Annotated in this window: 10 protein-coding genes and 1 pseudogene; 8 read left to right on the top strand and 3 right to left on the bottom strand. The window is 40.7% G+C overall.

What is annotated here, in order from left to right:
* Nucleotides 1-145 precede the first annotated feature (145 nt).
* The 4 genes and pseudogenes from G509_RS23725 to G509_RS0111015 all read left to right on the top strand — a co-directional run.
* Nucleotides 146-556 (top strand): annotated as a pseudogene (locus G509_RS23725) (glycoside hydrolase family 5 protein); the annotation flags it as partial.
* Between the two features lie 54 nt (nt 557-610).
* On the top strand, nt 611-877 hold the full coding sequence (locus G509_RS23720; protein ID WP_242604888.1) for a T9SS type A sorting domain-containing protein: 267 nt from the start codon (nt 611-613) through the stop codon (nt 875-877).
* Nucleotides 878-1,111: 234 nt separating this feature from the next.
* Entirely contained in the window at nt 1,112-1,303 is a 192-nt protein-coding gene (locus tag G509_RS0111020) for a cold-shock protein (RefSeq protein ID WP_026991592.1), read from the top strand.
* Between the two features lie 247 nt (nt 1,304-1,550).
* A complete protein-coding gene (locus G509_RS0111015) occupies nt 1,551-2,966 on the top strand; it encodes an FAD-dependent oxidoreductase (RefSeq protein WP_051200140.1) in 1,416 nt (471 codons plus the stop codon).
* Nucleotides 2,967-3,049: 83 nt separating this feature from the next.
* Here the strand turns inward: G509_RS0111015 and G509_RS21895 are convergent, their stop codons facing one another.
* From G509_RS21895 to G509_RS0111000, 3 genes are read right to left on the bottom strand one after another with little or no spacing between them, the layout of a single operon-like run.
* A complete protein-coding gene (locus G509_RS21895) occupies nt 3,050-3,736 on the bottom strand; it encodes an alpha/beta hydrolase (protein WP_081663287.1) in 687 nt (228 codons plus the stop codon).
* Nucleotides 3,737-3,760: 24 nt separating this feature from the next.
* Entirely contained in the window at nt 3,761-4,636 is an 876-nt protein-coding gene (locus G509_RS0111005) for an alpha/beta fold hydrolase (protein ID WP_026991590.1), read from the bottom strand.
* 53 nt (nt 4,637-4,689) lie between these two features.
* Nucleotides 4,690-5,103: a nuclear transport factor 2 family protein gene (locus G509_RS0111000; protein ID WP_026991589.1), complete on the bottom strand. Its 414-nt coding sequence runs from the start codon at nt 5,101-5,103 to the stop codon at nt 4,690-4,692.
* Nucleotides 5,104-5,365: 262 nt separating this feature from the next.
* On the opposite strand from G509_RS0111000, the gene G509_RS22870 reads away from it, so the two are divergent.
* From G509_RS22870 to G509_RS0110980, 4 genes are all read left to right on the top strand, one after another.
* Nucleotides 5,366-7,606: a histidine kinase dimerization/phosphoacceptor domain -containing protein gene (locus G509_RS22870; protein WP_051200136.1), complete on the top strand. Its 2,241-nt coding sequence runs from the start codon at nt 5,366-5,368 to the stop codon at nt 7,604-7,606.
* A gap of 274 nt (nt 7,607-7,880) precedes the next feature.
* Nucleotides 7,881-8,840, top strand: a complete 960-nt coding sequence (locus tag G509_RS0110990) for a helix-turn-helix domain-containing protein (protein WP_026991588.1) — start codon at nt 7,881-7,883, stop codon at nt 8,838-8,840.
* 140 nt (nt 8,841-8,980) lie between these two features.
* Nucleotides 8,981-9,778, top strand: coding sequence for a helix-turn-helix domain-containing protein (locus tag G509_RS22865; protein WP_051200134.1), 798 nt, complete (start codon nt 8,981-8,983; stop codon nt 9,776-9,778).
* A gap of 164 nt (nt 9,779-9,942) precedes the next feature.
* Nucleotides 9,943-11,310, top strand: coding sequence for a sigma-54-dependent transcriptional regulator (locus tag G509_RS0110980; protein WP_026991587.1), 1,368 nt, complete (start codon nt 9,943-9,945; stop codon nt 11,308-11,310).
* Nucleotides 11,311-11,329: the final 19 nt, after the last annotated feature.

The following is an 11,329-nucleotide window of genomic DNA, read 5'->3' as shown; positions in this document are numbered from 1 at the left end:
TGCAAAGCAATTCCTTCAAATTTAAAGTACACGGCAGGTTTTTCCATCAGCTTTAGGTAAATGTCCTGGTCAAAACGTACCTCGCGGTGGTAGCCATACTCTTTTTTATAATAATCGGTAAAATTTCTCGGTACGTAATTCGCTTATCGACCGTTTTGGGGTTGCGGGGTCTGATGCCGTACTGGATTATTACCAAAACAAATGGATTACCACTACAGATCTGGACGATATTAAAAACATGGGTATGAATATGGTGCGCGTGCCCTTTTACTGGATGGAGGTTATGAATAGTGATGGCACCATAAAAACGAACGGGTTTACACAACTGCACTAGGTTATTGCGCAATGTACTGCCCGCGGCATGTATGTAATTTTAGACCTGCACGGCGGGCCGGGCGGCATAAACGGTTTTATAAACAGTGGTCAGGCTGTGGTTAACAATTATTGGACAGATGCTACAGCCCAACAGCGCACCATAAACTTATGGAAAGCCATTGCCAACCGCTACAAAACCAACCCGGCTGTTGCCGCTTACGATTTGCTTAACGAACCGCTTAGCAGCAATCAGGCGCTCTACCCTATCCACCAGTTTGGTATCTCAGGCGCTAAAATGGGCCAGACATCTACTATACACGGGGTGTTTGCAGGCAACGATGTTGCGATTGCTCCAAACCCGGCATCGGGGAGCATAAATCTAAAAACGGGGCTAAACAACTACCATATAGAAATATACAACACCAACGGAACTCTTGTTACAACTAAAGATAATGTAAACGATACCGATAGCATAAGCACTAAACAATTGCAGGCCGGTACTTATGTAATTAAAATTACAGGTCAGGGCAAAAGCACCTCTAAAAAGCTGATTATAAATTAAGTGGTTTAAAATAACAGATGGCACTATGTAAAACCACCACGCCATTTTATTTGCATTTGATTAAAATAAAAAGACAAGTGTTTACTGAACCTAATTTTTTATGGGGACAGATGGGCATAGCTCAAATGGAATTTAATGTACAGAAAGTAAGAAATACAGGTATTTTGAGATAAATTACTTATTTTAAGATTCTTATTTATTAATTCACTACCTTCGCCAAAATTATATATTAAAATGCAAGAAGGTACAGTAAAATTTTTCAATGAAGACAAAGGTTTCGGATTTATAACTCCAAACGATGGTGGTAACGAAGTTTTTGTTCATGTTTCAGGTTTAACAGAGAACATTCGTGAGAACGATGTAGTTCGTTACAACGTGGAAGAAGGCCGTAGAGGTCCAAACGCAGTAAACGTAGTCATAGCATAATTTATATATCCTATAGAATTAGTTTATAAAGCACCTGCCCCAAGCAGGTGCTTTTTTCGTTTAATGCTTTTGTAGCCGGTCTTCCCCCTCTCCAAAACATTTAAGATGTAGAAAATCTTTTGTAGTAAATATATTTTAATTTTGCTCAAAAATTATAGCTATCCCCCAACCGGAATATCCGGTAAATAAATAGAAAGCAGGAAAATTGAAAAATGAAGATGAAAAATGGTCTGTTTGCCCGGAATGTATGGGGCACGGCAAAAAAAGCCGTGGGCTTAGTAAAAAAGCACGGCTAAACTACCAGATAGCTCTTGATACATTTGAAAAATCAAATGGCCAGGGGCTGCCTCCGGTACGCCCTAAAGGCCACTTGTACCCCTGTTTAAACTGTTCCGGATCCGGGTTAGTGTCTTCTGCCATCCACCCTGTAGCCAATAACCAAAACTACCCCCATGTTGCCATTATTGGTGCCGGTATAGGTGGTGTGGCCCTGGCTGTGGCCTGTTTGCACCGCGGCATACCCTTTACCCTTTATGAGCGCGATAATAACTTTGATGCCCGCTCTCAGGGTTACGGCCTTACGTTGCAACAAGCCAGTAAAGCTATTGAGGGTTTCGGGATTGTATCGTTAGATAAAGGTGTTATTTCAACAAAACATATAGTTCATACTACTGATGGGAAAGTAATTGGCGAATGGGGAAACAGAAAGTGGATGGAGCAGGATGCTAAACCGTCTGGAAAACAATCTCCCAAACGATCAAACATACATATTGCAAGGCAGTCATTACGGTTGGCGTTATTGGAGCAACTTGGAGGCCATACCGCCGTACATTGGGGGCACCAATTAGTAGATTTTAAAGAGTCTGAAAATAAAGGAGTTAACCTCAACTTTGTGGTAGATGGGGAGGCGAAGAGTGCCACGGCCGACCTTGTGGTTGGAGCCGATGGTATTCGCAGTTCGGTACGAAGGCTGCTTATAGGCGAAGACGTTACCCCCCTACGCTACCTGGATTGTATTGTAATATTGGGCATTTGCCCTTTAAACGCGCTTTATGGGTTTAATAGCCCTTTATTGGATTCGGCTACCGTATTTCAAACCGCCAATGGCAATGAGCGCATTTATATGATGCCCTACACAGCCGACTCGGTAATGTGGCAGCTTAGTTTCCCCATGCCAGAAGAAGAGGCTAAGGCATTAAGTGCCCAAGGAGCCGAAGCACTTAAACAGGAAGCCTACCGAAGGACGCAATGGCACGACCCTATACCTCAAATTATGGCGGCCACCCCCGCAGCTAATATTTCCGGCTATCCGGTATATGACCGTGAATTACTTACATTAGAATTATTGAAAATAAGCCAACAGGCAACCCTTATAGGAGATGCCGCCCACCCCATGAGCCCGTTTAAAGGGCAAGGGGCCAATCAGGCGCTGCTGGATGCACTCTCGCTTGCGCGTGGAATATCCAAAGGTTGCAGATCTTCTGAATGGAGAACCGCCGGATTAAGGGAAAGCGTTTTAAATGCGTTTGAATTGGAGATGCTGGAACGTAGTGCTGTTAAAGTAAAAGATTCGGCACAGGCAGCACAATTTTTACATTCGGATATCGTGTTACAGGAAGGCGATTCACCAAGAGGCCGCTGTTTAAAAAATAAAGATGCATAGCAGGTACACATATCTATCAAAAACAGAAAAGCTCTAAATTAATAATTCAGAGCTTTTCTTCAAGGCTTACAATCTAACCATTATTAGACAGATTTAGAAGCTGTAATAATTACATCGGCAACGGCTTTGGGTTGCGATATATAAACTAAATGGCTGCCTGTAACCCTGGTAGCTGTAGTATTAGAGCGTTTGTACATAGCTTCCTGTATTTGGGGCAAAATGCTTTTATCCTGGGTTGCAATAACGGCATACGCCGGTTTTGCCTGCCAGGCGGCATTGGTAATTGGCGTAACAAAGCCTTTAGCATAAAAAGCACCCTGCGAGGCGTACATAAAATCAACATCATCTGTACTTAAATCGGCACACAAACCGGCATGATATTTATCTTTATCATAATATATAATGCCGTTCTCATCGGGTGGCAGCACACCGCTTTCGGGTGCAGGTGGCGCCGTTTGTGCCCACTGTAAAGCAGTTTCGCCACTATCCGGCTGAAACGCCGCCACGTATACTAAAGCCGCCACATTAGGGTGGTTACCCGCCTCTGTAATCAAAACACCCCCGTAAGAATGCCCCACCAGTACCGAAGGCCCATCCTGCCTGTCTAATGCTATTTTTATGGCAAGGGCGCCATCTTCTAACGATGTAAGCGGGTTATGCACAATGGTTACGTTGTAGCCCTGCCCGCTCAGTATATTATAGACACCCCGCCAGCCGGAGCCATCGGCAAATGCACCATGCACAAGCACAATATTTTTAATTGTTTTCATTTTAAAATGGATATGTTTTGGTATTTAAACAGCGCTTTTACCGGTTTTCCTTAAAAGGAAATCTTTTATAAGAGCGCCAATCTCATCGCCATAACTTTCTAATGCAAAATGCCCTGTATTAAAAAGGTGGAACTCCAGGTTTTTAAGGTCTTTTTTAAAGGCCTCTGCACCAATGCCGGGGAAAATATAATCGTCTTTGCCATAAACAATAATAGTTTCGGGCTGGTAATTTCTAAAGTATTGCTGCCACTCGGGGTACAGCACCACATTGGTTTGATAATCGTAAAACATAGCCAGTTGAATATCGCCATTTTCGGGCCTTTCAAGGTGCCTTAGATCAATTTCCCAGTTATCGGGCGATATGGCGTTAGGGTCAGGAACTGCATGCGTGTACTGCCAATGTAACCCGTTTGGATCATGAAAACCGCGTAATGTATTTTCGGCCACTTTATTATTCCTATCTATCCAGTACTCCTTAATAGGGTCCCAGAACGTTTGAAGCCCTTCCTCGTAAGCACAGCCGTTTTGTATAATCAGCGTCTCCACCTGATCGGGATTTCTGCTGGCAATCCTAAACCCAATAGGTGCGCCATAGTCCATTAAGTAAAGGCTAAACTTTTTAATACCCAGTTCGTCTAACAAGGTTTTCATAATGTTAGATAAATTTTCGAAGGTATAGTCAAACTCTGCCATTGGGGGTTGCTCGCTCCTGCCGTAGCCCGGATAATCGGGTGCTATAAGGTGAAAATCATCGGCCAGGTCGTTAATTAAATTTCTAAACATGTGCGAAGATGTTGGATACCCATGCAACAAAAGCACTGTTGGCTTTTGTTTGTCTCCGGCCTCTCTGTAAAAAATTTCTACACCATTAATTTTTCTTGAATGATAACTTGTTTTCATATTATTGATTTTTAAAATTGATTATTAATATTCCTGATTCATTTATAAATGCACTAAATAAATTTTCTCTCGGTCTCGGCAATAGCCAAATCGTTAATGCTTGCAAACCTCCTTTTCATGTAGCCATTCTCATCAAACTCCCAGTTTTCGTTGCCATAGGCCCTAAACCACTGCCCGTTTAAATCGCGGTATTCGTACTCAAAGCGTACAGCTATCCTGTTACCGGTGTGGGCCCAATATTCCTTTTTAAGCTTATAATCAAGCTCCCTCTCCCACTTGCCCGATAAAAAGTCTATTATTTGCTGCCGGCCATTTATAAATACATTCCGGTTTCTCCATTCGCTGTCAACGGTGTAAGCCTGCGCTATGCGATACGGGTCTCTGCTGTTCCAGGCCTCTTCGGCCAGCTGTATTTTTTCCACGGCACTTTGTAAGGTAAAGGGCGGTATGGGATATCTTTTTTCCATAATTTTTGTATTTGATTGGTGTAATGAGTAAGCAGAAGAAAGTCAACAAATTAATGTTGTATTGGTAGTACGAATTTAGATACTGTAATCCAATCCATTTCTTCGATATTCTTACCAAAAATTATAAAAAATAAAGATTTTGCATATCTCCCGTAGTGTGGGGCACACTTCCCGTTATCTTCAGTAAAAAAAAAGACCAGACATCTTAAATGATTAAAATTTTGTTAATTTTACCATCTAATTTGCTTTAATTGAGCGCTATATGAAACTCCCAATCATCATTGCCTCCCTATTGCTCTTTGCAGTAACCTGCTTTGCACAACCAACAGGTAAAGAGCCGTTTAAACAACTGCAAAAACAATTGGCAACAGAAAAAGATCTGGCCAAAAAAGCCGATCTTTTGTACCAAACTGCACAATATTTTCTTGAAAAAGAAGAAATATCTAAAAAACAACTGGATAGTGCCGCCCTGCTCAATAGCCAGCTAAAAAACATTAGCAGGCAGGCGGACTTAAAAAAATATACTGCCCTTAGCATGATGCTTGATGGCCAAATAGCCATAAAAAAAGACAATTATAAACTTGCCGCCACCTTACATGGCAATGCATTAGATTATGCCCATAAATATGGCCTAAAAAGAGAGGAAGCTATAATTTACAGAGATGCTGTGAATTACATGGATGATGAGCACATGCCAAAAAAAATTGAGCATCTTAAAAAGGCAATTTCTTTATACAAAGAGGCTGGTGCTGTTAATGATGAAGCAGAGACACTAACGGAATTAACCGAATTGTATTTTAATGCATCTGAATACGATAGCTGTACCAAATATGCACTGCAGGCAATAAAAATAAAAAAGAGTATTAAGCGGCCCGATATATATATGGATTATGCAATACTTGCGCAAAATTATTGGGCAAACGGCAACCAGAAAGATGCACTTGCCTGTGCCTTAGAGGCCGAGAAAATAGTCGAAAACGTAAATGCCGATGCTTATTGGGTTAGTCTTACATATAATTTGTTAGGAGTAATATATGCCCATTTAAAATATGACGATAAATCGATAGCTTATTATAAAAGGGCTATAGCACTGGCAAAAAAAAGCAATGATGACTATAGTGCAGAACGAATTGCCCTTAACGCGGCGCATAGCCTTAGCAATAAACATAAATTTGCCGAAGCCATAGATTTGTTAAACGGACTTGGATATTATCCGGGTAAAGACTGTAGCATTAATTGCCCGGCTATTTATGTGTTAACCTATTGCGGATTAAAACAGTATGATAAAGCCAAAACCTACTATGAGCAGCTGCTTAAATGCGATGAGGGTAACTATACGAGCGATAGTAATCCTGAAACCATGTATTTTGCTATTATTCGCTATTTAATAAATACCGGGCAGGCAAGTAAAGCCTATACCTATATTAATAAATTAAAAAAACTGCCTACAATAAACAACAATCTGCTTGATTTAAGAGAGCTTGAATATAATTATTTCAGGGCAGATTCTGCCACCGGAAATTATTTAGCAGCGTTAAAGCATTACAGGTTATCTAAAAGCTTAAACGATTCTATTATTAACCTTAAAAGCAGGCAACAGTTTAACGCGTTACAGGTTAAGTACGAAACCGATAAGAAGGATAAAAATATAAAACTGCTTACCGAGCAGGGCAAACTACAGGAAGAAAAAATTCGTAACGCAACCATTTTGCGCTACGTGTTTATTGGCAGCCTTGCCCTGTTGGTTTTATTTGTTGGCCTGCTTTATAACCGGTCGCGCTTAAAACAACGCGCCAATAAAAAATTAGAATTAAAGCAGCAACAAATTAATGAGCAAAACGATCAGCTTAAAAAGCTACTTACAGAAAAAGAATGGCTGCTAAAAGAAATTCACCACCGGGTAAAAAACAACCTGCAAATTGTTATTAGCCTGCTCAATACGCAATCGGCCTACCTGGAAAATAAAGATGCCTTAATGGCCATACAAAACAGCCAGCACCGCATGCATGCCATGTCGCTAATCCATCAAAAGCTATATCAGTCCAGCAACCTGGCGGCTATAGATATGGCGTGGTATATTTATGAGCTGGTAAACTACCTTAAAGAGTGTTTTAGCGCCGATAAAAAAATAGGCTTTAAGCTGGATACAGATCATGTAGAGCTTGATGTTACGCAGGCAGTGCCACTTGGGCTAATACTTAACGAGGCTATAAGCAATGCTATTAAATATGCCTTTATAACCAAAGATAGCGGACAGATAACCATCTCTTTAAAAAACATCGAACACGACACCTATAGGCTTGTAATTGCCGACGACGGTGTGGGTTTACCAGAAGGATTTGAAACGCAGGAAAGAGAATCTCTGGGCATAAATCTGATGATTGGGCTTACCGATCAGTTAGATGGTACGCTTACATTTATAAATAATAACGGACTTACTATAAACATACTTTTTACAAGAAAAAGGCAATTGACAGAAGCAGGTGTAAGTGCCACAAATTAGATTATCAAATAATAGCAACTGCAGATTTACGATATATCGTAAAAAATAAAACCGAAAAAACAAATAAGTACTTAAATAACAAAACTTTACATAAATGGTTCTTTCTTTGAAATAGTTCATACATATTTTAATCTTCTAAAATTTAAAATTATGAACACCTTTCAAAAACAACCTCTGTTAATTAGCCCCTGCACCATTAATCCTGCAAAATATTGTAAAGCGTTTAGGGCGCAAAACATTTATATACAACCGTTTTTAGCTAAAACCAATTAGCATGAAACCGCCGTTAACTACTGTAAGGAAGTTTACCGACAGCCTTGCCTTTATGGAACTGCCGGTTTTTTCGTACATCGATCGTAATGATTTTGCCATTGTTAAGATGGAAGAACTGGGTATGCCACTGCCCTATCAAACCCCCGTTTTTAGGCCAGATCATTTCAGCATCATTATAATACCGGATGGTGTTGCCTCATATCGTGTAGATGATACTGTGTTTAAACTATGTTCCAACAATGTCCTTTTTATACGGCCAGATACTTTCCTGTCCGGCAAATGGAGCAGTTTGGGCAAGGCGTATTACATTAGCTTTAGCAATCATTTTTTATTGCACCACTGGCCGGCAGGGATAGATGAAATTCAGAAGATGGGCAGCAAAAAGGGTTATGCAGCCTGGTTTGAGCCAAATATGATAGAAAACATAGAGCGAATTTGCCTGGATATGTATGATGAGGCTGTTTGTAAAACACCTTATAAATATGAGGTTATAGCAAACTTAATTCTCAACCTTTTGCTTTTGATAAGGCAGCAGCAGTACACCGAAAAACCGGTTAAGGCTAAAAAACATAATTGCTATGTAGCGGCTTTTATAGGGCAGATGGAAAATAATTTCAGCCGGATAATTTCGGGAGAAACTACGGCTGTGCTTCGTATAAAAGATTATGCAGAGATGCAGAACCTTAACGAGGGCTACCTCTCTAAAATTGTAAGCAACACTACGGGTAAAACGGTTAACCAATGGATACACGAGAAGCTTATAAACGAGATTAAATACCTGCTAAAAAATACCAATAAGCCTATGAGGGAAATTGCTACCCTATACGGCTTTAACGACCTTAACTATTTTTACAACTATTTTAAAAGGCATACCAATAATGCACCCGGCTATTTTAGAAGATATTGTAATGCTATAGCAAAACCTGGAACAGATTATAGAAATATAGTGGTAAACGTTTAAAATTTATCCTGATCATTATTACAAATACCACCAATTACAGCGACCTTAATAACACCTTAGAATACTGTGGAAAGTCCACACTAAAGCCTTTTGAGGATGAGGAAATTGAGAGTTTCAATATCCGGTTAATCCATGCCGGGATGCCTTATGGTACCCCTATGTGGTTTAGGGCCAATTGTTTTTCACTTACCCTAACCATAGATGCCTTGGGCTGTTATTCAACAAAAACAAACACATTTGCTATAAAACCGGGTACACTTTTTTTTAGCCGACCAAATATGCACCGGCAGCTGGAATGGCAAAACATTACAGAGGTGTACCACCTTACGTTTTCTGAACATTTTCTTGCAAAATATGCCGGTGTGGCACTCTTTAAAACATTCCCGTTCCTAATACTCGAATCGGTTGTGCCAAGGCTGGCCGATACTGAAGTGCTTACAGACCTGAGCAAAATTTGCCTCCAGATCGGGCAGGTACAAAAAGAAAATTCGCATTTTAAAAACAATATTATTGCCAACCTGCTAACCCGTCTTTTACTGCGGGTTAAGCAACATTTTTGGGACGGATATACCGGGCCGGTTAAGGATAAAGAGCCTGATATAGTAATGCAATTTATAAAAAACCTCGAACAGCATTACCAGCAATTGCAGCAGGGCAAGGCCACCCTACAGCTGCGGGTAAAAGACTATGCTGCAATGCAGGGCGTGCACGAAAATTATTTATACACGGTAATTAAAGAGCAAACCGGCAAAATGGTAAGCCACTGGATTGCAGAGAAAACAATTCTTGCTGCCCAAAGCCTGCTTGAAGATCCGTCATTTACAATTAAAGAAATTTCTTATCGGTTAGGTTTTGCATACGTATCTTATTTTACTACCTTTTTTAAGAAGCATACCGGGTTTACGCCTAAAGATTTCCGCAATAAAAGTAACGTATAGTTATTACCCTCAATATTTGATTTTTATAACTAAAGATGGTTTTTGCTTATTTTGCAGGTACAGCAAAGTTGCTACCTTAGTTTTAATTGCCCACCTGATAATGATGTAATAATAAAAATTAACTTTATATAAAAATAGAAGCTGGGCTACAGCATTGCTTATAAATGGAAAATAAAGAAAAAATATTAATTGTTGAAGACGAGTTTATTGTAGCCAATGACCTGAAAATGATATTGAAAAAAGAGGGCTATACGGTTGTGGGCATAGCATCATCGGCAACACAGGCAAGGGCTATGGTAACCGCTAAAAAACCGGATTGGGTACTCCTGGATATCATCCTTAAAGGCGATGAAACCGGTATAGACCTGGCGTGGGAGCTGTTAGAGTGCAAAACGCCTTTTTTGTTTATATCTGCCAATACAAACCAGTCTACCCTGGAGGCCGTTAAAAAAACGCAGCCTTATGGCTTTTTGGTAAAGCCCTTCAGGCAGAGAGATCTTTTAGTTATGCTGGATATAGCCCGTTACCGCTATGCTGCCGAAAATCATGCAAAAACATCTGTTCAGGCACACAGAAAGCAACTGGCTATTACAGGGATTATAGGCAAAAGTAAGTTGCTTAACGACATATTTACTAAAATAAGCATTGTTGCACCTACAGATACATCGGTACTTATTACAGGCGAAAGCGGCACCGGTAAAGAAAGGATAGCGCATTCTATACATGAAAATTCCACCCGAAAAAACAAGCCGATGGTGGTGGTAAACTGCGCGGCATTGCCGTTATCGTTGTTGGAGTCAGAGCTTTTTGGGTACGAAAAAGGGGCTTTTACCGGCGCTAATACACAGCGGATAGGTAAATTTGAGCAGGCCAACGGAGGCACACTTTTTCTGGATGAAATTGGAGAGCTACCCCTGGATGCACAGGCCAAACTACTGCGGGTATTGCAGGAAAAAGAAATTGAGCGCATAAGCGGCAACCAGGCCATTAAGGTTGATGTTCGTATTATTGCTGCCACCAACCGCAACCTGGAACACGAGGTTGCCGAGGGTAATTTCAGGCTCGACCTGTATTACAGGCTTAACATATTCCCCATAGAGTTGCCGCCACTGCGGGAGCGAAAAGATGATATACAGCTGCTTGCTTACTACTTTCTTAAAAAATTTAGTGCGGCCAACAGCAGGGCAATAACGGGTTTTACGCCACAGGTGCTGGAGCAATTACAATCGTATAACTGGCCCGGCAATGTACGCGAATTAGAACATCTTATAGAACGCAGTACGCTGCTTGCCACAGGTAACGAGATAGACGAGGTTAACCTTCCTGAAAGTGCAAATATTCCGTCTGCTCCACTGCAACAAGGTGCATTGCAGTCGTTGGAAGACATGGAACGCAACCACATAATGCAGGTATTACAGGCATGCGGTGGTAAAGTTGGCGGACAAAACGGCGCTGCCGGGATACTGAAGATTCCTACTACAACGCTTTATGCTAAAATGAAAAAACTGGGTATTAGTCAGCAATATTATTAATCTAAACCTTTTATTTTTT

The sequence above is a fragment of the Flavobacterium subsaxonicum WB 4.1-42 = DSM 21790 genome (assembly GCF_000422725.1).
Taxonomy (GTDB): Bacteria; Bacteroidota; Bacteroidia; order Flavobacteriales; family Flavobacteriaceae; genus Flavobacterium; species Flavobacterium subsaxonicum.
The sequence above is the reverse complement of the archived record's forward strand: the minus strand, read 5'-3'. Positions and strand labels throughout refer to the sequence as shown.

What these genes read in the sequence shown, in the direction of transcription:
- G509_RS0111020 (WP_026991592.1), top strand. Translation starts at nt 1,112, where the DNA reads ATGCAAGAAGGTACAGTAAAATTTTTCAATGAAGACAAAGGTTTCGGA.
- G509_RS22865 (WP_051200134.1), top strand. Translation starts at nt 8,981, where the DNA reads ATGCCTTATGGTACCCCTATGTGGTTTAGGGCCAATTGTTTTTCACTT.
- G509_RS0111005 (WP_026991590.1), bottom strand. Translation starts at nt 4,636, where the DNA reads ATGAAAACAAGTTATCATTCAAGAAAAATTAATGGTGTAGAAATTTTT.
- G509_RS0110990 (WP_026991588.1), top strand. Translation starts at nt 7,881, where the DNA reads ATGAAACCGCCGTTAACTACTGTAAGGAAGTTTACCGACAGCCTTGCC.
- G509_RS0110980 (WP_026991587.1), top strand. Translation starts at nt 9,943, where the DNA reads ATGGAAAATAAAGAAAAAATATTAATTGTTGAAGACGAGTTTATTGTA.
- G509_RS22870 (WP_051200136.1), top strand. Translation starts at nt 5,366, where the DNA reads ATGAAACTCCCAATCATCATTGCCTCCCTATTGCTCTTTGCAGTAACC.
- G509_RS0111015 (WP_051200140.1), top strand. Translation starts at nt 1,551, where the DNA reads ATGGGGCACGGCAAAAAAAGCCGTGGGCTTAGTAAAAAAGCACGGCTA.
- G509_RS21895 (WP_081663287.1), bottom strand. Translation starts at nt 3,736, where the DNA reads ATGAAAACAATTAAAAATATTGTGCTTGTGCATGGTGCATTTGCCGAT.
- G509_RS0111000 (WP_026991589.1), bottom strand. Translation starts at nt 5,103, where the DNA reads ATGGAAAAAAGATATCCCATACCGCCCTTTACCTTACAAAGTGCCGTG.
- G509_RS23720 (WP_242604888.1), top strand. Translation starts at nt 611, where the DNA reads ATGGGCCAGACATCTACTATACACGGGGTGTTTGCAGGCAACGATGTT.